General features: G+C 61.1%; 21 protein-coding genes. 18 read left to right on the top strand and 3 right to left on the bottom strand.

Features of this window, described 5'->3' with window-relative positions:
* The first annotated feature begins 6 nt into the window (after positions 1-6).
* The 5 genes from aroB (at position 7) to nusB (ending at position 4,133) form a co-directional block, all read left to right on the top strand.
* The gene (aroB, locus tag B2696_RS09145; protein ID WP_075729887.1) at positions 7-1,080 is read left to right on the top strand and encodes a 3-dehydroquinate synthase; all 1,074 of its coding nucleotides are present in this window, start codon (positions 7-9) and stop codon (positions 1,078-1,080) included.
* Positions 1,081-1,170: 90 nt separating this feature from the next.
* Positions 1,171-1,602, top strand: a complete 432-nt coding sequence (gene aroQ, locus B2696_RS09150) for a type II 3-dehydroquinate dehydratase (RefSeq protein WP_075729886.1) — start codon at positions 1,171-1,173, stop codon at positions 1,600-1,602.
* 90 nt (positions 1,603-1,692) lie between these two features.
* Positions 1,693-2,784: a M24 family metallopeptidase gene (locus B2696_RS09155; protein WP_286955078.1), complete on the top strand. Its 1,092-nt coding sequence runs from the start codon at positions 1,693-1,695 to the stop codon at positions 2,782-2,784.
* Positions 2,785-2,921: 137 nt separating this feature from the next.
* On the top strand, positions 2,922-3,485 hold the full coding sequence (gene efp / locus B2696_RS09160; protein WP_075729884.1) for an elongation factor P: 564 nt from the start codon (positions 2,922-2,924) through the stop codon (positions 3,483-3,485).
* Between the two features lie 57 nt (positions 3,486-3,542).
* Positions 3,543-4,133 carry a transcription antitermination factor NusB gene (gene nusB / locus B2696_RS09165; protein ID WP_286955100.1) on the top strand — a complete coding sequence of 197 codons (591 nt, stop codon included), beginning with the start codon at positions 3,543-3,545 and terminating at the stop codon, positions 4,131-4,133.
* Between the two features lie 86 nt (positions 4,134-4,219).
* Here the strand turns inward: nusB and B2696_RS09170 are convergent, their stop codons facing one another.
* The 3 genes from B2696_RS09170 to B2696_RS09180 form a co-directional block, all read right to left on the bottom strand.
* Positions 4,220-4,699 (bottom strand): YbjN domain-containing protein, encoded by a 480-nt coding sequence (locus B2696_RS09170; RefSeq protein ID WP_286955079.1) that lies wholly within the window; start codon positions 4,697-4,699, stop codon positions 4,220-4,222.
* Positions 4,692-5,198 carry a YbjN domain-containing protein gene (locus tag B2696_RS09175; RefSeq protein ID WP_286955080.1) on the bottom strand — a complete coding sequence of 169 codons (507 nt, stop codon included), beginning with the start codon at positions 5,196-5,198 and terminating at the stop codon, positions 4,692-4,694. Before B2696_RS09175 ends, B2696_RS09170 begins: the two co-directional genes overlap by 8 nt.
* Before the next feature lie 69 nt (positions 5,199-5,267).
* Positions 5,268-6,620 (bottom strand): TIGR01777 family oxidoreductase, encoded by a 1,353-nt coding sequence (locus tag B2696_RS09180; protein WP_286955081.1) that lies wholly within the window; start codon positions 6,618-6,620, stop codon positions 5,268-5,270.
* 161 nt (positions 6,621-6,781) lie between these two features.
* On the opposite strand from B2696_RS09180, the gene pyrR reads away from it, so the two are divergent.
* From pyrR to def, 13 genes are all read left to right on the top strand, one after another.
* On the top strand, positions 6,782-7,366 hold the full coding sequence (gene pyrR / locus B2696_RS09185) for a bifunctional pyr operon transcriptional regulator/uracil phosphoribosyltransferase PyrR (protein ID WP_276622291.1): 585 nt from the start codon (positions 6,782-6,784) through the stop codon (positions 7,364-7,366).
* Positions 7,366-8,319 (top strand): aspartate carbamoyltransferase catalytic subunit, encoded by a 954-nt coding sequence (locus tag B2696_RS09190; protein ID WP_286955082.1) that lies wholly within the window; start codon positions 7,366-7,368, stop codon positions 8,317-8,319. The genes pyrR and B2696_RS09190 overlap by 1 nt, the downstream gene beginning before the upstream one ends.
* 13 nt (positions 8,320-8,332) lie before the next feature.
* Complete coding sequence (locus B2696_RS09195; protein ID WP_276622293.1) at positions 8,333-9,703, top strand: dihydroorotase; 1,371 nt, start codon at positions 8,333-8,335, stop codon at positions 9,701-9,703.
* Positions 9,704-9,747: 44 nt separating this feature from the next.
* Positions 9,748-10,932: a glutamine-hydrolyzing carbamoyl-phosphate synthase small subunit gene (carA, locus tag B2696_RS09200; RefSeq protein ID WP_075731136.1), complete on the top strand. Its 1,185-nt coding sequence runs from the start codon at positions 9,748-9,750 to the stop codon at positions 10,930-10,932.
* Between the two features lie 30 nt (positions 10,933-10,962).
* The gene (gene carB, locus B2696_RS09205) at positions 10,963-14,298 is read left to right on the top strand and encodes a carbamoyl-phosphate synthase large subunit (RefSeq protein ID WP_286955083.1); all 3,336 of its coding nucleotides are present in this window, start codon (positions 10,963-10,965) and stop codon (positions 14,296-14,298) included.
* Positions 14,282-15,145: an orotidine-5'-phosphate decarboxylase gene (gene pyrF / locus B2696_RS09210; protein ID WP_286955084.1), complete on the top strand. Its 864-nt coding sequence runs from the start codon at positions 14,282-14,284 to the stop codon at positions 15,143-15,145. Before carB ends, pyrF begins: the two co-directional genes overlap by 17 nt.
* 280 nt (positions 15,146-15,425) lie before the next feature.
* Positions 15,426-15,746, top strand: coding sequence for an integration host factor, actinobacterial type (mihF, locus tag B2696_RS09215; protein WP_075729875.1), 321 nt, complete (start codon positions 15,426-15,428; stop codon positions 15,744-15,746).
* Between the two features lie 8 nt (positions 15,747-15,754).
* Positions 15,755-16,324 (top strand): guanylate kinase, encoded by a 570-nt coding sequence (gene gmk / locus B2696_RS09220; protein WP_286955085.1) that lies wholly within the window; start codon positions 15,755-15,757, stop codon positions 16,322-16,324.
* Between the two features lie 38 nt (positions 16,325-16,362).
* Entirely contained in the window at positions 16,363-16,665 is a 303-nt protein-coding gene (gene rpoZ / locus B2696_RS09225; RefSeq protein WP_075729873.1) for a DNA-directed RNA polymerase subunit omega, read from the top strand.
* A gap of 280 nt (positions 16,666-16,945) precedes the next feature.
* Positions 16,946-18,214: a bifunctional phosphopantothenoylcysteine decarboxylase/phosphopantothenate--cysteine ligase CoaBC gene (gene coaBC, locus B2696_RS09230; protein WP_286955086.1), complete on the top strand. Its 1,269-nt coding sequence runs from the start codon at positions 16,946-16,948 to the stop codon at positions 18,212-18,214.
* Between the two features lie 136 nt (positions 18,215-18,350).
* A complete protein-coding gene (metK, locus tag B2696_RS09235) occupies positions 18,351-19,583 on the top strand; it encodes a methionine adenosyltransferase (RefSeq protein ID WP_075729872.1) in 1,233 nt (410 codons plus the stop codon).
* A gap of 11 nt (positions 19,584-19,594) precedes the next feature.
* Positions 19,595-21,634 (top strand): primosomal protein N', encoded by a 2,040-nt coding sequence (locus B2696_RS09240; RefSeq protein WP_286955087.1) that lies wholly within the window; start codon positions 19,595-19,597, stop codon positions 21,632-21,634.
* Between the two features lie 102 nt (positions 21,635-21,736).
* A complete protein-coding gene (gene def, locus B2696_RS09245) occupies positions 21,737-22,246 on the top strand; it encodes a peptide deformylase (protein ID WP_286955088.1) in 510 nt (169 codons plus the stop codon).
* Positions 22,247-22,280 lie beyond the last annotated feature (34 nt).

The following is a 22,280-nucleotide window of genomic DNA, read 5'->3' on the forward strand; positions in this document are numbered from 1 at the left end:
CTCTCAATGCTCAAGACCATCAGCGTTAACGGCCCCAACCCCTACGTGGTCCATATTGGCCACGGCCTGACAGATGCCATCGCCGACCGCATCAAGGCCGTGGGAGCCGCACAGGTCGCCGTAGTCTTCCAACCGCCCCTGGCTGCAGCTGCCCGCCACCTGGCGTCTGAGGCCCAGGCACGCAACATCCGCGTCACTCTGCTCGAGATTCCTGACGCCGAGTTTGCAAAGAACCTCGAGGTACTTGGGGGACTGTGGGATCGTCTCGGGGAAGAAGGCTTTAGCCGCAGGGACCTAGTCGTCGGATTAGGCGGCGGCGCTGCTACTGACTTAGCTGGCTTCCTCGCCGCAACATGGATGCGCGGGATCAAGGTTATCCAGGCGCCAACCACGCTGTTGGCCATGGTTGATGCAGCCGTCGGCGGCAAGACTGGCATCAACACGGATGCCGGGAAGAACCTGGTGGGTGCGTTCCACGAGCCGGATTCCGTGTTTATGGATCTTGATCGCTTGCTCACCCTTCCGGAGGAAGAAATCGTGGCGGGCTCAGCTGAGATCATCAAGACCGGGCTCATCCACGATCCCGTCATCGTCGAACGCTATGTAGAGAACCCCGCCGCGTGCCTCGATCCTCTTCAGTATCTGCCTGAACTCATTGAGCGCTCCGTGACGGTCAAAGCCGCTGTGGTTGGCGCGGATTTGAAGGAGTCCGGACTGCGCGAGATTCTCAACTACGGACATACCTTTGGTCACGCAGTCGAGTTGCGCGAGCACTACACCTGGCGCCACGGAAGAGCGGTGGCCGTGGGCATGATGTTTGTGGCCAACCTCTCCTACAACCGCGGATTCATCGATGAGGAGCTTCTCAATCTGCATCGAGATATCTTGCTCTCAGTCGGCTTGCCGGTGACCTATGAGGCCGGGCACTTCCCGGAGCTCTATGAAGCAATGACGCATGATAAGAAGAACCGCGACGGGCACATCAGGTTCGTGGCCTTGACTGGAATTGCGCAGACCACCCGCCTTGAGGGGCCCTCGATGGAGGAACTAGAGGCGGCCTACGCGGCCATCTCCGTCTAAAGCTCATCAACCTAAAGCTCAACAATGCAACCAGCGCCCATCTCCTTGTGGTGGGCAACCGGAAGTACTGCAAGGAACGGAATCCTCGTTATGAAAATTCTCATTCTCAACGGCCCTAACTTGAACCGCCTCGGTAAGAGGCAGCCCGAGGTTTATGGAACAACAACGCTCGCAGATGTTGAGTCGCGGGTTCGCGAGCACGCTGCCCAACACTCGATAGACACGGAGTTCTTCCAGTCCAATCATGAGGGCGAGCTCATCGACAAGGTGCACGAGGCGGCAGATGCGGGCTGGCCCGTCATCATCAACCCTGGCGGCTTTACCCATACCTCGGTGGCGCTGCGTGATGCGCTCGCAGAAGTCGCTGATGGCCGTGGCTTCGTGGAAGTCCATATATCTAACGTTCACGCCCGCGAGGCCTTTCGGCACCACTCCTATCTCAGCCCGATAGCACGCGGAGTCATCGCGGGGCTCGGGGTATTCGGCTACATCGCCGCCGTCGATTTCTTTGCCCAAGACTAAGGCGGTTTGCCAACGCTTAACGGCGGCGTCGACTAGTGTGAAGGGCTAGAAAACGCCCACGCACAGATAAATAGAGATAGAGGAAGTTCAATGGCCTTGGCAGATACCCGTTTTAGCAACCGTCGCCGCAAGCTGGCTTCGCAGTTGGCGGCGCAGCGCATTGATGCGATGTTGGTGACGCACCTTATTCACGTGCGCTATCTGTCCGGCTTCTCCGGATCCAATGGTGGTTTGCTGCTCCGCAAGGACCTTTCTGCAGTGATGGCGACTGACGGGCGCTACACCACGCAGATTGCAGCCGAGGTTCCGGATCTGAAGGCTATCCTCGGGCGTTCTGTCGGGCCTGCCCTGCTCAAGACCCTTGAGGGACCGCAACGCGTCGGCTTCGAAGCGGACTATGTCACTGTTTCCCAGCTACGCGCCCTTGAAAAGGCTCTGCCGGAGGATATAACCCTCGTCCCAGTAAGCGGAGTGATAGAAAAGATTCGGCTCATCAAGGATCCTCATGAACTCAGCCGCCTGGAGGAGGTCGCTGATCTGGCCAACGATTCTTTGGAGTCTTTGCTCGCCGCTGGTGAGTTGGCAGCCGGGCGCACCGAGCGCGAGGTCGCGGCGGACTTGGAGTATCGCATGCGGATGGCGGGTTCGGAGCGCGTCAGCTTCGACACCATCGTGGCCTCGGGCCCGAACTCCGCGATGCCGCACCATAGTGCAGGCGACCGCGTGATTGAGTCTGGCGAACTCGTGACCATCGATTTCGGCGCCCACGCGCGGGGTTTTAACTCCGATTGCACGCGCACCTTCGTTATTGGTGAGGCCAACGATTTCGCACGCGAGATCTATGACCTTGTTCTGCGCGCTCAGCTGGCAGGTGTGGCGGCGGCGACCCCAGGAACCAAGCTGGTCGACGTCGACGCCGCGTGCCGCGACATCATCGAGGAAGCCGGATATGGTGAGGCTTTTGTGCACTCGACTGGCCACGGCGTTGGCCTGGAAGTTCACGAGGCTCCTGCGGCGGCCAAGACCGGCAGCGGTACGCTGGAGGCCGGCATGACCTTGACCATCGAGCCGGGTGTCTATGTGCCTGGCAAGGGCGGGGTGCGCATCGAAGATACCCTCATCATCACCGACGGTGCGCCGAAGATTATCACTAAGGCCTCCAAAGAGCTGCGCATTCTCTAGAGAATTGCGTATTCCCTGGCGTGGCTCCGCGGGTTAAGTGCCAAGCTCCTTGCCCTTTTCGCGTCGCCCGCGGGGGCTGGGGTATGCTAAAACACTGTTTTCATCTTTTCATCCACGATCCCCCGGGAGATTAATCCATGGCTGATACCACCGACTTTAAGAACGGTCTCGTTCTCAAGCTCGATAACAAGCTACAGCAGATCATCGAATTCCAGCACGTTAAGCCGGGCAAGGGCCCCGCTTTCGTCCGTACGAAGCTGAAGGATGTTGTCAGTGGCAAGGTCACGGACAAGACCTTCAACGCTGGCGTCAAGGTGGAGACGGCAACCGTCGACCGCCGCGATATGACCTACCTGTACAACGATGGCACCAACTTTGTTGTCATGGATGATAAGACCTTCGAGCAGTTCGAGATTCCCTTCGATAAGTTCGGCGATGCCGGCAAGTTCCTGCTCGAGAACATGCGCGTACAGGTGTCTTTCCACGATGGCGAGGTCCTCTTCGGCGAGCTGCCTATCTCCGTCGACCTTAAGGTCGAGCACACCGAGCCGGGCCTGCAGGGCGACCGCTCTTCCGGCGGCACCAAGCCCGCCACCCTCGAGACCGGCGCGGAGATTCAGGTCCCGCTCTTCATCGAGATCGGCAACGTCCTCAAGATCGATACCCGCACTGGCGAGTATCTCTCCCGCGTCAACAACTAGGTAGCGTACGTGTCTGAGAACAACGAGTCCCTCGCTGAGCATCCGCGCAAGTCCGGTATTAACCACAAGCGCCATACCGCCCGTTATCGCGCGCGGCGTCGCGCAGCGGATATCCTCTACGAGGCGGAAAACCGCGATGTCGACCCGGTGGCAATCGTGGAAGACCGTATATCTTTGGCCCGTGATCAGCGCAACGGCGTAGCCCCGATCGCGGATTACACCAAAGAAATCGTGGCGGGCGCCGCGGAAGAGCTCGACGCCATCGATGAAACCATCGCGCGTTTCCTCTCGGAGGACTGGGAGTTTCACCGCATCCCTGCTGTGGACCGCGCCATCATGCGCGTATCGGTATGGGAACTGCTCTTCAACCCAGACATTCCTACGGCCACCGCCGTAGTCGAAGGTGTTGAGTTGGCTTCCGAGTACTCCACTGCGCAGGCCGCCCCTTATATTCACGCCGTTTTGGATGACGTTGCCCAGTCGCGTTCAGCTGACAACCCCATGAAAGTCGGCGAAGATACAGAGGGCTCGATTGAAGCTGAGGATTTGGCTGATGTGGTTGATCCTGCTGATTCTGTAGATTCTGCCGAGGGCGCGGCAGCGCAGGAACCTGCGGAGAACCAAGATTCGCAGGCTCAAGAGTCTTAGGGCCCGCGTAGCTTTCATCCCCAGTACCTTTCCCATGATGAGGAAAGGTACTGGGGATGATTGCTTTTGGGGAGTCGCCTTAAGAGCTATTCTTCGTTGGCGCTGGCAGCGGCGGCCGTTTCTGAGCCGAGCTTGCTCATCTCCTCGGCAGCGGCCACCATGGCATCTTGAGCGCCGATGACGGCGTCGACCGCGGCCTTGAGCGCGGAATTAAGCTGCTCATCGCTGAGTCCGGCGGCGCAAGGAATGTCGCGCTCTGAGCGGACGACGAGCATGTCGTCGTGGTCCGTGATGACAACGCGCGCGCCGAAGGCCACCGAGTTAATCTGATTGGCCGCGAGGAAAAGACCTGCGTCGGCAGCGGAGAAGCTGGCATCCGTGGGTACGTCGCAACGGACGATGACTACGGAGTCGAGCACAGCAAACATGCAGGGGAGTCCGTTGAGGTTGGCCGTTGCGGCATCGAGGCTGCCCGTGGTGGACTCGAGTTCGACGTCGAAAGTAGACATGGCGTCGATGACGCGATCGAGGGTGACAACGGGCAAAGTGAAGTCGGTGTTAGTCATGGTTCGGCTCCTCCCAGGTTACGAGCGCCGGGTATTGATCTTCGAGGAAAGAAAAGGACTGCAGGATGGCGTCGAGCGTGGACATCACGAAGGCGCCAAGCTGGTTGCGCGAAGCCCCGTGGGTCACGTCAAGCTCGCGCACGCCGGAGGCCGCAAGGGTGTTATCGGGGCCTTCAAAAAAGCGCAGTGTGGGCGCAAAGCTCTGTTGATTCCACGAGTTGATAACGCTGAGCAGCTTGGGGCCTTCCGTGGTGGCAAAGGTCCCGCGCCAGACGGAGTCCACGGTAAGTGTGTCGTTGCGCAGCTGGAGAGCGATGGCAGCGTTGGAGAAACCGGTGCGCAGGATGCGGACGGTCTCATCCTCATCTACCGGCTGCTCCTCGATGCGGTATTGGAGGTTCTCTGAATCAAAGATTTCTGCCACGCGCTCGAGCGTTACTGGCTCAACCGGGGTGTCAGGTAGCAAGGTGGGCACTTGTGAGGTGGATTCTTCAGACACTGGAAAATCTCAGTCCATTCGTGTGGTCGGGGAGATAAAAAAACTAAACTCGTGCCAACCCTACCGAAGTCACGGAGTCCACAGTTCTTCGCCACCCAACTCGTGGGCTAATGCTCCCGCCACCTGGGGGTAGCGGAACGTGTGTCCCGCCTCCTGCAAAGCCGTGGGAAGTACCCGCTGATCGGCTAAAGCTAGCTCGCGGGCGCCTTCTTTACCCAGCAGCAGGGCGGGGCCGAAGGAGGGGATGGGAACTAGGGCGGGACGTTTGAGCTCCTCACCGAGCGCGGAGACGAATTCGCGGTTGAGTACTGGGGTGGGGGAGACGGCGTTGATGGGGCCGGAAAGGGCTTCATCAATAATCGCGCGGAAGTAGATGTCGGTGAGATCATCCATGGCGACCCAGCTATACCAAAACTCGCCTTTGCCGAAGGCTCCGCCCAGTCCAGTGGAAAAAAGTGCCCGCAGGATCGGGAGCATCCCGGTGTTTCCTGAAAGGGCGATTCCTGTGCGGATATTGACTGCTCGCTTTCCTGCCTGGCGGGCAGAGGAGGTCGCCTCCTCCCAGTCGGTGACGACATCGGCGAGGAAGCCTTCGCCGCGCTCGGAGTCTTCCGTCAGTTCTTCAGCACCACGGTCGGCGCCGTAGATGCCGATTGCTGAGGCTGTGACCATGGTGCGCACAGAGGAAGTATTGGCAACCAGCTGGGCAAGCAGGCGGGTGGGGTCGACGCGGGAGTCGCGGATGTCTGCCTTGTGGGAGTCATTGAAGCGGCCAAAGATTGGCTCGCCCGCGAGGTGGACCAGCACATCTATTCCCTCGAGGAGCTCGGGTGAAGGGGAGTTGGGGCGCCACCGCCGCTGGCCCTGCTTAGGCTCGGAGCGCACCAACTGGATGACCTCGTGGCCTGCAGTGCGCAGTTGCGCGCTCAGCGCACGGCCGACAGAACCGCGGGAGCCTGTAATCGCAATCTTAAGGCCCGGCGTGCCTTCTTCGAGGAAGGCTCCCATCCGGTTGAGGAAGGAAAAATCCTCAATGAGTTGATGCTGGCGATAGGCAAAGACGGATTCGAGAGCGGAGGAAGGCAGGCGGGTGTCCACGGAATCGGTGACTAAAGTACCCGTGGGGTGATCGGCGAAGTGGTGGTCGTGGCGCCAGTGGGCGAAGCGGCGCATGGGTGCATTGATGCAGACGTCTGCAAAACTGTAGCCCGTTTGATAACGAGAAAGATCGTGGCGGGCAACCCAGCGCAGACCCGCGGGCAGGCCGAGGATAGAGGTCCCATCAGCGAGGCTGGTAGCTTGGGCAATGGGCGTCATAAATGTAAAGGGTGCGTTGAGCCGGCTCAGTGCTCCGGGACGGGTATGCCATGTCCACACCTGTTCGCGGGGGGCGGGAACGACATGCTGTGCGGTGAAGCTCAAAAGGGGTGCACCTCTTCTATTTCGGTTCCAATTCGGATCCACCCACCCATGTGTGAGGAGAGGGTGCTAATATAATCGCTGTCTTCCAATCATAGACATTCATGAGACCATTTACCGGCATCCTTTAAAGACCGCACTGTGAGGCGGGGAAGGAGGTCACGATGAGTGGAAATGACACCGGTGTCGACCAAATCGAGCTTTTAAGCTCCGATGATGTCGCACGCACTGTCGCACGCATCGCGCACCAAATTATTGAAAAGACGGCGCTTGATTCCGCGGACGCATCACGGGTGCTCCTCGTGGGTATCCCCTCTGGTGGAGTACCGCTGGCTAAGCGCCTTGCGCAAAAGATCGAGGAGTTCTCTGAGGTCAAGATACCCTGCGGCTCTCTCGACATCACCCTCTATCGCGATGACCTGCACAATAAGCCGCACCGCGCTTTGCAGCCCACCCGCATACCGGATGGCGGAATCACGGGAGCTACGGTCATCCTCGTTGATGATGTGCTCTATTCCGGGCGTACCATCCGCGCGGCTCTCGACGCCTTGGCGGATTCTGGGCGCCCCGAGATCATTCAGCTAGCGGTTCTTGTTGATCGCGGACATCGCCAGGTACCCATACGCGCGGACTATGTGGGAAAGAACATCCCCACCTCCCGCGATGAAGACGTCACCGTATCTATTGCAGAGATCGATGGCCACGATTCAGTCATCCTGACGCGTAACCGCGGGGAGGAGCAGAACTAATGAAACATCTGCTAGATATAGCTGATCTGTCCCCTGCGGAGATCGTGGCCTTGCTCGATGAGGCCGATCGCTTCCACGAGGCGCTTGACGGCCGCGAGGTGAAGAAGCTTCCCACTCTGCGTGGGCGCACTATCTATACCTTGTTCTATGAAAACTCCACCCGCACGCGCTCTTCTTTTGAAACCGCGGGCAAGTGGATGTCGGCGGATGTCATCAACCTCTCCGCGTCGACGTCGTCAGTCAGGAAGGGCGAGTCCTTGAAGGACACCGGATTGACCTTGAGCGCCATCGGCGCAGACGCTCTTATCATTCGCCACCCCTCCTCGGGTGCGGCCCAGCAGCTTGCGCAATGGGTGTGCCCTGGCGGCCAAGGCCCCAGCGTCATCAACGCGGGCGATGGCGCGCATCAGCACCCCACCCAAGCCTTGCTTGATGCGGTGACCATGCGTCAGCGCCTGGGCATCAAGGGCGGGGACTTTAGCGGGCTGCGCGTCAAGATAGTCGGGGATTGCAAGCACTCGCGCGTGGTGCGCTCCAACGTGGATCTGCTCACCGCGCTTGGCGCCGAAGTAACGCTCGTCGCTCCGGCTACCTTGTTACCCTATGGGGTTGAGACCTGGCCGGTGCGTGTGTCTTATGACTTCGACGCGGAGATCGCCGATGCCGATGTAGTGATGATGCTGCGCGTCCAACAGGAACGCATGCATGGAGGTTTCTTCCCTTCACACCGCGAATACGCCAGCCTTTATGGCCTGTCCAAGCAGCGGGCGGCGGCTATGCGCCCTGACGCCATCGTCATGCACCCGGGGCCAATGTTGCGCGGTATGGAAATCAACTACACCGTCGCGGACTACGCTAAGACGGCCGTCTTGCAACAGGTCAACAACGGAGTCCACCTGCGAATGGCCGTCCTCTTTACCTTGTTGACCAATGGTGAAAACGCCGGAATCTAGGAGAAAGCTCGCAATGAAAGACAATTATCCACTCACCGGCCAACTGAGCGCTCCTGCCGCGCAGACTCTGCTCATCACCAACGTGCGTCCCTATGGCGAGGGCGAGCCCACCGAAGTATTCATCGAGGATGGCGCCATCGCAGCTATCGGCTCCGAGTTGACGGAAACCCACTCTGCCGATAACACCATCGACGGGGCCGGCAGTGTCTTGCTGCCCGGGCTCGTCGATATGCATGTGCACCTGCGCGAGCCGGGCCGCGAGGATACCGAGACTATCGAGACCGGCTCCCGGGCTGCGGCCAAGGGAGGCTTCACCGCCGTGTTCACCATGGCCAATACCACCCCGGTCACCGATCAGCCTGTTATTGCAGAGTCCGTGTGGGCAAAGGCCCAGGCACTGGGCTTGTGCGATGTTCACCCAGTCGGCTCCATCACCAAGGGCTTGGAAGGCAAGACGCTGACCGAGTTCGGGATGATGAAGAACTCGGACGCGAAAGTGCGTATGTTCTCGGACGATGGAAAGTGCGTTCAGGATCCGCAGATCATGCGCCGCGCCCTGGAATACGCCAAGGGGCTCGACGTGCTCTTGGCCCAGCATGCGGAGGATTCCCGTATGACCGAGGGGGCTTGCGCGCACGAGGGGCCTACCTCGGCCAAGCTGGGCTTGCATGGCTGGCCGCGTGTGGCAGAGGAATCCATCGTCGCTCGCGACGCACTTCTGGCTCGTGACTACGGCAACCGCCTGCACATCTGCCACGCCTCCACCACCGGAACCGTCGAGCTGCTCAAGTGGGCCAAGGAGCAGGGCATTCCGCTCACCGCCGAGGTAACTCCGCACCACCTGCTGCTCACTGATGACAAGCTGCGCACCTACGACGGGGTCTACCGCGTCAACCCGCCACTGCGCGAGGAGCATGACACTCTAGCACTGCGCCAGGCTTTGCTCGACGGGCTAATCGATGTCGTGGCTACCGACCACGCCCCCCATGGCTCGGAAGACAAGTGCGTGGAGTTCGAGATGGCCAAGCCCGGCATGCTGGGGTTGGAGTCCTCCTTGGCTGTCATCGCCAAAATTTTTGTCGAATCGGGCTTGGCAGATTGGCGCTTCGTCGCTCGCGTCATGTCCGAGCGACCCGCCGAGATCACCAAGCTGCCCGGCCACGGCCGCCCCATTGCGGTGGGCGAGCCGGCGAACCTCACCATCGTCGACCCGCATAATTCTTGGGTCTCCGATTCCACGCAGCTGGCCTCCAAGTCCGAAAACAACCCTTACGAGGGCGAGGAATTTGGCGCCCGAGTCACGCACACCATCTTGCGGGGAAGGCTCACCTACAACCTCGCCACCGACGGGGCCGCGTCCTTGGCACAAGAAGAAGCGAAGTAACCTTGAACACACAGATTAATTCTCAGGCTCAGAAAGGCCACGCAGTGACTGAAACCACCCCGGCTAACAACCCGGCACCCATCCCGGCCATCCTGGTACTGGCTGACGGCCGCGCTTTCCGCGGATACGGCTTTGGCGCCACCGGCACTTCTCTAGGAGAGGCCGTGTTTAACACCGCGATGACCGGCTACCAAGAAACGCTGACGGATCCTTCCTACCACCGCCAGATCGTCGTGAGCGCGGCTCCCCACATCGGCAACACCGGGTGGAACGACGAGGACAATGAGTCCCACGGAAACAAGATCTGGGTCGCTGGCTTGGTTATCCGCGACTTGGCACACCGTGTGTCCAACTGGCGTGCTGCGCGTTCCCTTCCGGAGGAGATGAGTGCCCAGGGCATCATCGGCATCCGCGGCGTAGATACCCGCACCCTCGTGCGCCACCTGCGCAACTACGGTTCCATCGCCGCCGGAATCTTTTCTGGCGAGGCCGCACAGCGCCCCGTCGATGAACTCGTCGCCGAGGTCAAGGGGCAAGAGTCCATGCAGGGCGCGGATCTTTCCGCACAGGTGAGCACCACCGAGCCATATACCGTTGCCGCCGAGGGCGAGAAGCGCTTCAAGGTCGTGGCCTATGACATGGGTATTAAGACCGCAACCCCGCGCCACTTTGCTAAGCGCGGCATCGAAACCATCGTGGTCCCCGCAGGTACTTCCTTCAAGGACATCATGGCTTATGAGCCGGACGGCGTATTCGTCTCCAATGGCCCAGGAGATCCCGCCACGGCCGATGACATGGTCGCGGTCGTGCGAGACATCCTCGCGGCGAAGGTTCCTTTCTTCGGCATTTGCTTTGGCAACCAGATTCTGGGCCGCGCGCTCGGGCTTGGCACCTATAAGTTGAAGTTTGGTCACCGCGGCATCAACGTCCCAGTGCTCAACCACAAGACCGGCAAGATCGACATCACCTCCCAGAACCACGGCTTCGCGCTGGAGAATCCGGCAGGGGAGGGCAAGCCTGCTGGAGGTGCTGCATTCACCTCAGATTTCGGCCCTGCCACCGTCACGCATACCTGCCTTAACGATGACGTTGTCGAGGGCGTGGCGCTCGATGACGGAATGGCCTTCTCGGTGCAGTACCACCCGGAGTCTGCCGCCGGCCCGCACGATGCGAACCCGCTTTTTGATCAGTTCATTGAGCTGATGACTCAGCACACCCCGAATAAGTAGAAACAACCAGGAGCAAGGAAGAAAACACTCATGCCAAAGCGCACCGACATCAACCACGTCCTGGTCATCGGCTCCGGCCCGATCGTCATCGGCCAAGCCTGCGAGTTCGACTATTCCGGAACCCAGGCCTGCCGAGTCCTCAAGCAAGAAGGACTGCGGGTGACCCTGGTCAATTCCAACCCGGCCACCATCATGACTGACCCCGAGTTCGCGGATCACACCTACGTGGAGCCCATCGAGCCGGAGTTCATCGAAAAGATCCTGGCCAAGGAAATCGCAGAGGGCCACCCCATCGATGCCGTCCTGGCCACACTCGGCGGCCAGACCGCACTGAATGCGGCCATTCAGCTCGACCGCCAAGGCATTCTTGAAAAGTATGACATCGAGCTCATCGGCGCGGATATTGCTGCTATCGAGCGCGGCGAGGATCGCCAGAAGTTCAAAGACATCGTTGCCTCCATCGGTGGCGAGTCGGCCCGCTCCCGCGTGTGCCACAACATGGACGAGGTGCATGAAACGGTAGCCGAGCTCGGACTGCCCGTCGTGGTCCGCCCCTCCTTCACCATGGGCGGCCTGGGTTCCGGCCTGGCCTATAACCACAAGGACCTCGACCGCATTGCCGGTGGCGGACTAGCAGCCTCTCCCGAGGCCAACGTCCTCATCGAGGAGTCCATCCTCGGGTGGAAAGAGTTTGAGCTAGAGCTCATGCGTGACCATGACGATAACGTCGTTGTCATCGCCTCCATCGAAAACGTTGACGCTCTGGGTGTGCACACGGGAGATTCCGTCACTGTCGCTCCCGCGCTAACGCTGACGGACCGTGAGTATCAGAACATGCGTGACCTGGGCATCGACATCATCCGCGCGGTGGGCGTCGATACCGGCGGATGTAACATTCAGTTTGCGGTCAACCCCAGCAACGGGCGCATCATCGTCATCGAGATGAACCCGCGCGTCTCCCGTTCTTCCGCGTTGGCGTCGAAAGCCACCGGCTTCCCCATTGCCAAGCTGGCGGCCAAGCTGGCCATTGGCTATTCCTTGGATGAGGTCACCAATGACATCACCGGCGTGACCCCAGCGGCTTTCGAGCCCACCTTGGACTACGTCATCGTCAAGGCCCCGCGCTTTGCTTTCGAGAAGTTCCCCGGCGCCGATGACACTCTGACCACCACCATGAAGTCTGTCGGTGAGGCCATGGGCATTGGCCGCAACTACATCGCGGGCCTCAACAAGGTCATGCGTTCCCTGGAGAACAAGCCTTCTGGCTTCTGGACTCAGCCGGATGAATACTTCGCGGGCGAGCGTGCCACCAATGTCGCTGCTGTGCTCGAGGACCTCAAGCGTCCTACCGAGGGCCGCATGTATGACATCGAGCTAGCGATGCGCCTGGGTGCCACCGTCGATGAGATTCATGAGGCCTCCGGAGTGGATCCGTGGTTCCTGGCCGAGCTAGAGGCATTAGTGGAGATGCGTCAGGTGCTCGTCGAGGCACCCGTGCTGGATGCGGCGTTGTTGCGCCAGGCCAAGGTCTTCGGGCTTTCCGACGGCCAGATTGCCGCACTGCGCCCCGAGTTCGCCGGGGAAGAGGGCGTGCGTTCCCTGCGTTGGTCGCTGGGAATCCGCCCCGTTTATAAGACGGTGGACACCTGTGCCGGCGAGTTCGAGGCACAGACTCCTTATCACTACAGCGCTTATGAGCTTGACCCGGATGCTGAGTCCGAGGTAGCGCCACAGCACGAGCGCGAGAAGGTCATCATCTTGGGCTCTGGGCCTAACCGCATCGGCCAGGGTATCGAGTTCGATTACTCCTGCGTACACGCAGCCTTGGAGCTTTCCCGCAAGGGTTATGAGACCGTCATGGTCAACTGCAACCCAGAGACCGTGTCGACGGACTATGACACCGCGGACCGTCTCTACTTCGAGCCACTGACCTTCGAGGACGTCATGGAGGTCTACCATGCGGAGAAGGCGTCCGGCACCGTGGCGGGCGTCATCGTCCAGCTCGGCGGCCAGACCCCGCTCGGCCTGGCTGAGCGCCTGCAGGAGGCTGGGGTTCCCGTGGTGGGCACGTCGCCCGAGGCCATTAACCTGGCAGAGGATCGCGGCGAGTTCGGAAAGGTCCTGGACAAGGCCGGGCTGCCCGCGCCGGAGTTTGGCACCGCTACCTCCTTCGCGGAGGCACGTGCCGTGGCCAACGAGATTGGCTACCCGGTCCTCGTGCGTCCTTCCTATGTGTTGGGTGGCCGCGGCATGGAGATTGTTTATGACGAGTCCGCGCTGCATGACTACATCGAACGCGCTACCGAGCTCTCCCCGGACCACCCGGTCCTCGTAGACCGCTTCTTGGATTCCGCCATCGAGATCGACGTTGATGCGCTCTGTGATGGCACCGAGGTCTACCTCGGCGGCGTTATGGAGCACATCGAGGAGGCCGGAGTTCACTCGGGCGACTCCTCCTGTGCGCTGCCGCCGATGACCCTGGGACCCCAGGACATCGACAAAGTACGTGAGTCCACTCGCAAGCTGGCAGAGGGCATCGGCGTCAAGGGCCTGATGAACGTCCAGTACGCGCTCAAGGACGATGTGCTCTATGTTATTGAGGCCAATCCGCGCGCCTCGCGTACCGTGCCCTTCGTCTCGAAGGCGACGGGTGTCCCGCTGGCCAAGGCCGCGGCCCGCCTCATGCTGGGCTCGAGCATCGCCGAGCTCAAGGAAGAGGGCATGATTCCTACCGACTATGACGGTGGTTCCCTGCCTATGGAGCACCCCATTGCAGTCAAGGAAGCGGTCTTGCCCTTCAACCGCTTCCGCACCCCGGACGGCAAGTTGCTTGACACGCTCTTGTCCCCAGAGATGAAGTCCACCGGTGAGGTCATGGGCTTAGCCGATAACTTCGGTGCTGCCTACGCCAAGAGCGAGATTGCTGCCTTTGGCACGCTGCCTACCGAGGGAACCGTGTTCGTCTCGGTGGCCAACCGGGACAAGCGCACGCTCATCTTCCCGATTCAGCGCCTCTACAGCATGGGATACAAGATCATCGCCACCGCTGGAACGGCGCAGATGCTGCGGCGTAACGGCGTGCAGTGTGAGGTGGCCACGAAGGTCTCGGATGCCAAGGCCGGCCAAGAAGACATCGTTGACCAGATTCTCGGTGGCAAGATTGACCTCATCTTGAATACGCCTGCCGGCTCGGCAGGTGCGCGCCACGATGGCTATGAGATCCGCGCAGCCGCGGTTTCGGTCGGCGTTCCGCTCGTGACCACCGTCCAGGGCGTTACCGCTGCGGTACAGGGCATCGAGGCTCTGCGTACCGGGGAGATGCAAGTCTGCGCGCTACAGGAGCTCCAGCATGGCCCTGCACACTAGCGCCGAGGTACAAGCGCCGGGGGAGACCTTCGGCGAGCGCCTAGTTCGTGCCGGACGCCAGAGAGGGCGCCTGTGCGTAGGCATCGATCCGCATCCACATCTCATCCAACAGTGGGGCCTTGACTATAACGTCGACGGATTGCGCACTTTCTCGCGCATCTGTGTGGAGGCTTTTGCTGATACCGCCGCTCTGGTCAAGCCACAGGTCGCTTTCTTTGAGCGTTTCGGCTCGCAAGGCTTCGCGGTCTTGGAGGAGGTGCTTGCCACGCTGCGTGAGGCCGGCTGCCTGACACTGGCGGATGCCAAGCGCGGGGATATCGGTTCGACCATGGCTGGCTATGCCCAGGCGTGGCTGGGGGAGGACTCCCCGTTGCGTGCGGATGCGGTGACGCTCTCGCCCTACTTGGGCGTGGGTGCTTTGGAGCCTGCTTTTGCGGCTGCCCAGGCCGCCGGGCGCGGTGTGTTCGTTCTCGCTGCCACCTCCAATCCAGAGGCAGTGGAGCTGCAGTCCACGCGGCGCGCAGACGGGCGCAGCATCGCTCAGTCGGTGGTTGATGCCTGCGGGCAGGTTAACGCGGACAACAACGCACCTGGCGTACCCGGCAACATCGGTGTGGTCATCGGAGCGACCTTGGACTCTCCTCCGGAGCTTGCTGGGCTCTCAGGCCCGGTTCTGCTGCCGGGAGTGGGTGCCCAAGGCGCCAGTGCAGGCGACGTAGCGAGCATTGTCGGCGCAGCTCCGGAGTTAGGCTTTGCCAACGTGTCTCGGGCCATCTTGAGCCAGGGGCCCAAGGTCTCTGGCCTGCAAGAAGCGATGCATCGCACGGCCGCTGACTTCGGTGCCTAAGCGCTCTTTGTGGCGTGATTAACCTCCGGTTCTCTAACCTGGTAGTTTGTACATGGCAATGCGATGACGTGCTCATATGGGTCGCCTTTAGGCCCTGCAGTACTTCATCTCCGTGTGACCAGTGCTAGGATTGCCAGAAGTCGGTTCGCTACATCCGCGTAATTCGCGGTGAGCGCAGGCGGAAAAAGCCTCGTTTAGCAGCCGGAATCTGGCGCCCAGTACTTGAACTAGTACGTGGTGCTAGACGTAAATTATTCAAACTATGAATCGGAGGAAACCCGTGGCCCTTCCAAAGTTGACTGATGAGCAGCGCAAAGAAGCTCTTGCAAAGGCTGCCGAGGCTCGTAAGGCTCGCGCTGAGCTCAAGGCCGCGCTCAAGCGCGGTGAGACCAACCTGAAGGACGTCTTGGCCAAGGCCGAGTCCGACGAGATCATTGGCAAGACCAAGGTCTCCGCTCTCCTCGAGGCACTGCCTAAGGTTGGCAAGGTCAAGGCAAAGGAAATCATGGAAGACCTGGAGATTGCCCAAACCCGTCGCCTGCGCGGTCTGGGAGACCGTCAGCGTCGCGCCCTGCTCGAGCGCTTCGGCTTCGGCGAGTAAATATCGCTATGCCTGACGCAACTGCACGCGGACGCCTAGTCGTATTGGCCGGACCTTCCGCAGTGGGCAAGTCCACCGTAGTTTCGCGTCTGCGCAATGACGTCAAGGATCTTTATTTCAGCGTCTCCATGACTACCCGCAAGCCTCGCCCGGGCGAGCGGGACGGTGTCGATTATTTCTTCGTTAGCCCGGAGGATTTTCAAAAGCATATCGATGCCGGGGAAATGCTTGAATGGGCAGATATCCACGGAGGGTTGCAGTGCTCCGGAACCCCGGCTCAGCCGGTGGGGGATGCCTTAGCCGCCGGTCGCCCGGTCTTGGTCGAGGTCGATCTTGAAGGCGCTCGCAACGTCAAGGAGCGGCTGCCGGAGGCAGAGACCGTGTTCTTGGCACCGCCCTCGTGGGAGGTACTCGTTGACCGCCTAACGGGCCGGGGCACAGAACCTCAAGATGTCATTGATCGTAGGCTGGAGACCGCCCATGAAGAACTTGCCGCTCAAAAAGAGTTTGACCATGTAGTCGTCAACGAGAATCTCGATGATGCCGTGGCGGCAATCAGTGCTATTCTGCGTGGGTAGCACTATTTTGACCAGATTCAACAAAAGTAAAGGTGCATGTGACTAACGTGACCACCCCAGCTAACACTGAGGCCGCGAAGCCGGAGCCGGTATTCGATCCGCCAACGGGAATTACCTCCCCGCCTATCGATGAGCTGCTCTCCAAGGTCTCGTCTAAGTACGCCTTGGTTATCTTCGCCGCCAAGCGCGCGCGCCAGATCAACAGCTACTACCAAGAGCAAGATGAGGGCGTATTCGAGTTCGTCGGACCCCTCGTCACTCCAGAGCCCGGCGAGAAGCCGCTGTCTATCGCCCTGCGCGAAATTGACGCGGACCTGCTCGTCCACGAAGAGGGCAAATAAGGTTGACGGGGTATTCCCCGCCTTCTTATCGCGAGAGCCCCGCTGCAGACATTCTGCGGCGGGGCTCTCGTTTCCTATCTCACTGCCGCTGGTCGAAGGTGTCTTTAGTGTGTTCACTGCAAGCAGTGGCCAAAAACTTCAAGAAGTTAGCCACTATTTACAGTGAACACGCCGGCCTCGTCCTTAATGGACGTTTAAAGCACTGGTGCGGTGAATGAACCGTGATGCCGACTGAGCCCGCCACTGAGAGGCTTTCAACGCGGTCGGTAGAATCGAGCGCGTGAATAATTCCAGCGCCAGTACTTCGTCCTCTGCTTCTCCCTTGAACATCGTTGTGGGAGTCGCGGGAGGCATCGCCGCTTATAAGGCTTGCCATCTCATCCGGGACTTCACCGAGGGTGGGGACAGCGTCCGGGTGGTTCCGACTCCCACGGCGCTCAACTTTGTGGGTGCCGCAACTTTTGAGGCGCTGTCGGGGCAGTCGGTGTCGACGTCGGTGTTTGACGCGGTAGACAGGGTCCAGCACGTGGACATCGGCCAGCGTGCAGACGCCATTGTTGTCGCCCCCGCCACGGCTGATCTTATTGCCCGCGTAGCGGGGGGACGCGCCGATGATCTTCTCACCGCTACTATTTTGGTGGCGACCTGCCCGGTGGTCATCGCCCCAGCGATGCACACCGAAATGTGGCTTAACCCGGCCACACAGGACAACGTGGCTACGCTGCGCCGCCGGGGGATCGTGGTCTTAGAACCCGCCCAGGGGCGTCTCACCGGCAGCGATAGCGGGCCGGGGCGCCTGCTGGAGCCGGGGCAGATTGCACAGCTGGTGCGCACGGTGGTGGCCGGCTATCCCATCGCCCATGATTGGGCGGGCAAGAAGGTAGTGATTTCTGCCGGCGGAACACAAGAGAACCTAGACCCAGTGCGCTACCTGGGGAACCGTTCCTCTGGGCGCCAAGGCTTCGCGCTCGCTGAGCTGGCGGCGCAACGGGGGGCAGACGTTACCGTCGTGGCCGGCAATGTTGAGCAGCTTCCTACCCCGGCAGGTGCCAAGATACGCTCGATCGTCTCCGCCCAGCAGCTCGAGGAGGTCATGGGAGAGGAGTCCGCTGATGCCGATGTCATCATCATGTCTGCAGCCGTCTCAGATTATCGCCCGCGTTCGGTGGCCGGATCTAAACTGAAGAAGGGCAAGGCGGATGCGCAGTTGGAGAGGCTGGACCTCGTGCTTAATCCGGACGTGTTGGCAGGCCTCGTCGCCAAGCGCGAACGTGCGGAGATCAATCCTGCGGCGATCATCGTAGGATTTGCCGCCGAGACCGGGGACGCAGAGCATTCGGCGCTGGATTTTGCGAAGGCGAAGTTCCAGCGCAAGGGCTGCGATCTGCTCATGGCCAATGCCGTGGGCCAGGGGAAGGTCTTTGGCCAGGCCACCAATGAGGGCTGGTTGCTGCGCAAAGATGTGGAGCCGACGGTTGTTGAGAAGGGCTCCAAGCAGGTGGTGGCAGCACAGATCCTTGACGCGGTAGCCCAGCTCATGGGGCACTAGACTGGGCTAGTTGCTTGCATAGACCGCTTAGTCTATGCTGGGTTACTGTTCGCGCTTTGCCCGCGCCTTTTGCGCGCCGAGCCGCTCCCGATCCCACCACATCGCCACAGGGCGAGAATCTATTAAAGGATTAACCGTGACTGTTAACGCTGCGCAGGCCACGCGCCTGTTTACCAGTGAATCTGTAACTGAGGGGCACCCAGACAAGATCTGTGACGCCATCTCTGATGCCATCTTGGATGCCCTCCTCGATAAGGACCCGCACGCGCGCGTTGCCGTGGAGACTCTGGTTACCACCGGCCAGGTGCATGTTGTGGGGGAGGTGCGCACCGTGGGTTACGTGGAGATTCCCCAGATCGTGCGTAAGACTCTAACCGACATCGGTTTTACTTCATCAGACGTAGGCTTTGACGGGCACACCTGCGGCGTCAATGTCGCCATTGGTGAGCAGTCCCAGGAAATCGGCGCCGGCGTTGATACCTCAACCGAGGCCCGTGATCGCAGCAGTGACTTCGACGAAGAAAACGATCTTTATGGCGCGGGGGACCAGGGCCTCATGTTTGGCTATGCCACCAACGAGACCCCGGAGCTCATGCCTCTGCCCATCGCGGTGGCCCACCGCCTGTCGCGCCGCCTGGCCCAGGTGCGCAAGGAAGACATCGTGGGGCACCTGCGGCCGGATGGCAAGACGCAGGTGACCTTCGCCTACACCCCTGAGGGCGAGCCTTCACACCTGGATACCATCGTCATTTCTACCCAGCACGATCCCGGGGTGACCCAGGAATGGCTGGCCCAGCAGTTGCGCGAGCACGTCATCGAGTGGGTAGTCAAGGATGCGGGCCTGGAGCGGTACTACCGTGGCGATACCTCACTGCTTATTAATCCCTCCGGCTCTTTCATCCTGGGCGGACCAATGGGGGATGCGGGCCTGACCGGGCGCAAGATCATCGTGGACACCTACGGTGGCATGGCCCGTCACGGCGGCGGCGCCTTCTCCGGCAAGGACCCTTCCAAGGTGGACCGCTCCGCCGCCTACGCCATGCGCTGGGTGGCCAAGAACCTCGTGGCGGCAGGCCTTGCCGAGCGGGCGGAGGTGCAGGTGGCCTACGCCATCGGCCGCGCCAAGCCGGTGGGCCTCTACGTGGAGACCTTCGGCACCGCCCAAGGCGGCCTCACCGACGAGCAGATCCAGGCTGCGGTCAACGAGGTATTTGATCTGCGGCCCGCAGCTATCATCCGTGAACTCGATCTTCTGCGCCCCATTTACCGGCAGACGGCAGCATATGGACACTTTGGGCGCACCGACGTTGCGCTGCCCTGGGAGGCAACCAACCGTGCCGATCTACTGCGCGCGGCGGTCGGACTGTAGAATCTGAGCCTATGCCGCACAGAACACCCGCCGCCCACAAACCGGTCGCGCGGGTGTTGCCATTGCTGGGGGTGGCACACCTTGACCGTGGGTTTGATTACCGCGTCAGCGAGGAACAGTCCGCGGAGGCTCAGCCTGGCGTTCGGGTGCGCATCCGCTTCAACGGGCGCCTGAGTGACGCGATTGTGCTCGAGCGGCGCTCCGAGAGTGAGTTTCCTGGTGAGCTGCGTTACCTGGAAAGAGTCATCTCGCCCTATGCAGTCTACCCTCCTCGCCTTGCCCGCTTGGTGGATTCCCTGGCGGATCGATATGGCGGGGTGCGCTCCGACATCATCCGCTCCGCCATTCCACCGCGCCACGCCAAGGCGGAAGAATCCGATCTGGACTCCACGTGGGAGGAGCTCGGCAACGCCGGCGAGCCCGATCTTTCGGGTTGGTCAGCCTATGAGCACGGCGAATCCTTCGTCGATTCCGTTTTGGGCGGCAACGTGGCCCGTGCGGCGTGGCAGATAGCACCCGGTGATGACTGGGCAGGAGCCCTCGCCGCGCTGAGCGTGAAGATCGCCATATCCGGCAAGGGCGTGCTGCTCGTCGTTCCTAATCAGAAGTGCGTCGCACAGCTGGAGGCAGCGTTGCGCGAGTATGTCTCTGCCAAGCAAGTAACCGTCTTGGGCAATTCCATTGGCCCGCAGGCGCGTTACCGCCGCTACCTCTCCGCGTTGGTGGGGCAGTCCCGCATCGTGGTGGGCACCCGCTCGGCCGCCTTTACACCGGTTCATAACCTGCGCCTGGCCGTGATAGTTCACGACGGGGATGACAACCTCGTTGATAGCCTCAAGCCCTATGTCCACGCCCGGGAGGTCCTGAGCACCCGGTGCGCGCAGGAGGGCTGCAGCCTTATCCTCGCCGGGCATTCCCGCACGGCTGAGACCCAGTTGCTCGTGGAATCCGGGTGGGCCCACGATCTGGTGGCCAGCGAGTCCACCATTCGCGCCCGGCGTCCGGCCATTGCGGCGGTGGGGACCTATGGCTTTTCGGTGGCTCGGGATATGCAAGGCGGCACCACCTCTGTTGCGGGCCCGGCCTATCAGGCCGCCGCCTCAGCACTCGAGCGCGGCAAGCCGGTATTGGTTCAGGTTCCGCGAAAGGGCTATGCACCTATACTGGCCTGTGGGCAGTGCCGGGCACCCGCGCGTTGCCGTCACTGTAATGGGCCGCTGGGGCTGGGGTTAAACCCCCAGCATTCCGGCGGACAGGGGCAGGCCTCGCTTCCCACCTGTGCGTGGTGTGGCCGGGTCGATTCCAAGCACCGCTGTAGCGAGTGTGGTTCTCCGCGCCTGCGTGCGATTGTCTTGGGTGCACAGCGCACCGCCGAAGAACTTGGTCGGGCCTTCGCGCGCACACGCATCGTGGTCTCGGGCGGAAACAAGATCATCGATGAGATCGACACCCAGCCCTGTCTCGTCATCGCCACCCCGGGGGCCGAGCCACTCCTTAGGGGTGGCGGCCGCTATGGCGCGGCCCTGCTTCTCGACGGCGCCTCTTTATTGGGCCGCCAGGATCTCCGGGCCACGGAGGACACCTTGGCCACCTGGGCGCAGGCAGCCACCTTGGTGGAGCCGGCGTCGCAAGCCGGGCGCGTTATCGTCGTGGCCGATGAGGAGCTTCCGGTGGTTAAGGATTTGCTCGCCTGGGACATGGCGGGCGCCGCCCGCAGGGAGTTGGAGGAACGCCGCGAAGTCCGTTTCCCGCCGGCCGTGCACATGGCCGCTGTCGACGGAGCAGACAAGGCTCTCGATGCTTTCTTAGACCTGGTCGAGCTTCCCGTCCACGCTGAGGTTCTCGGTCCCGTGCCCTTGCCTGCCGGCCAGCAGTTGCCTGGTGAATATGACAGGCAGCGTTGGGGCCCAGCGCAACGTGTGCTCATTCGCGTGCCCTTGGGCCCGCGCGCCGAGTTGGGCACAGCGCTGCGGTGCGCCAATGCCGCGCGCAGTGCCCGCAAGGAGGACGTGCCCCTGCGCATCCAGGTCGATCCCATTCACGTGGGCTAGAAGTAGGTGAACTATCCTCGGATACGTTAAAGGCGCCAGCGCCCGCGTCTTTCGCACTAGGTCCAACATTTCGCACTAGGTCTAATATTAGGGAGATAATCGGTGAGCGTTCGAGACATTCGCATGTATGGTGACCCCGTGCTCAGCACGCGGGCAACAGAGATCGATCTTTTTGACTCCGGGGTGCAGACCTTGGCCGCAGACATGTTAGAAACCATGGACGCCGCCGGTGGAGTGGGGCTCGCGGCTAATCAGATCGGGGTCACGAAGCGGGTTTTCGTCTTCGATTGCACCCACGTGCACAGCGGTCTGCGCGGGGCCATCATCAACCCAGTGTGGCGCCCACTGAGTCAAGCCAAGCAGTCGGGCACGGAGGGCTGTCTTTCCATTCCCGGTATCTCCTTGGAGACTCAGCGCTACGAGTCTGTGGTGGTAGCGGGACGGGACGTGCGTGGAAACGCGATCTCCCTCGTGGCCCGCGGGTTGCTGGCGCGGTGCATCCAGCACGAGAGTGACCACCTGGATGGGGTGTTGTTTCTACAACGCCTCGAGCCGAGTCTGCGTAAGGAAGCGATGCGCGAGATCAGAAACTCCAGCTGGTTCAACGCTTAGCAGGGGCTCGCCGCCGATTAGACTGTCTAAGAAT

Source organism: Corynebacterium sp. UBA4397, assembly GCF_002390965.1.
GTDB classification, from domain to species: Bacteria; Actinomycetota; Actinomycetes; order Mycobacteriales; family Mycobacteriaceae; genus Corynebacterium; species Corynebacterium flavescens.

What these genes read in the sequence shown, in the direction of transcription:
- aroB (WP_075729887.1), top strand. Translation starts at nt 7, where the DNA reads ATGCTCAAGACCATCAGCGTTAACGGCCCCAACCCCTACGTGGTCCAT.
- aroQ (WP_075729886.1), top strand. Translation starts at nt 1,171, where the DNA reads ATGAAAATTCTCATTCTCAACGGCCCTAACTTGAACCGCCTCGGTAAG.
- B2696_RS09155 (WP_286955078.1), top strand. Translation starts at nt 1,693, where the DNA reads ATGGCCTTGGCAGATACCCGTTTTAGCAACCGTCGCCGCAAGCTGGCT.
- efp (WP_075729884.1), top strand. Translation starts at nt 2,922, where the DNA reads ATGGCTGATACCACCGACTTTAAGAACGGTCTCGTTCTCAAGCTCGAT.
- B2696_RS09170 (WP_286955079.1), bottom strand. Translation starts at nt 4,699, where the DNA reads ATGACTAACACCGACTTCACTTTGCCCGTTGTCACCCTCGATCGCGTC.
- pyrR (WP_276622291.1), top strand. Translation starts at nt 6,782, where the DNA reads ATGAGTGGAAATGACACCGGTGTCGACCAAATCGAGCTTTTAAGCTCC.
- B2696_RS09190 (WP_286955082.1), top strand. Translation starts at nt 7,366, where the DNA reads ATGAAACATCTGCTAGATATAGCTGATCTGTCCCCTGCGGAGATCGTG.
- B2696_RS09195 (WP_276622293.1), top strand. Translation starts at nt 8,333, where the DNA reads ATGAAAGACAATTATCCACTCACCGGCCAACTGAGCGCTCCTGCCGCG.
- carB (WP_286955083.1), top strand. Translation starts at nt 10,963, where the DNA reads ATGCCAAAGCGCACCGACATCAACCACGTCCTGGTCATCGGCTCCGGC.
- pyrF (WP_286955084.1), top strand. Translation starts at nt 14,282, where the DNA reads ATGGCCCTGCACACTAGCGCCGAGGTACAAGCGCCGGGGGAGACCTTC.
- gmk (WP_286955085.1), top strand. Translation starts at nt 15,755, where the DNA reads ATGCCTGACGCAACTGCACGCGGACGCCTAGTCGTATTGGCCGGACCT.
- B2696_RS09240 (WP_286955087.1), top strand. Translation starts at nt 19,595, where the DNA reads ATGCCGCACAGAACACCCGCCGCCCACAAACCGGTCGCGCGGGTGTTG.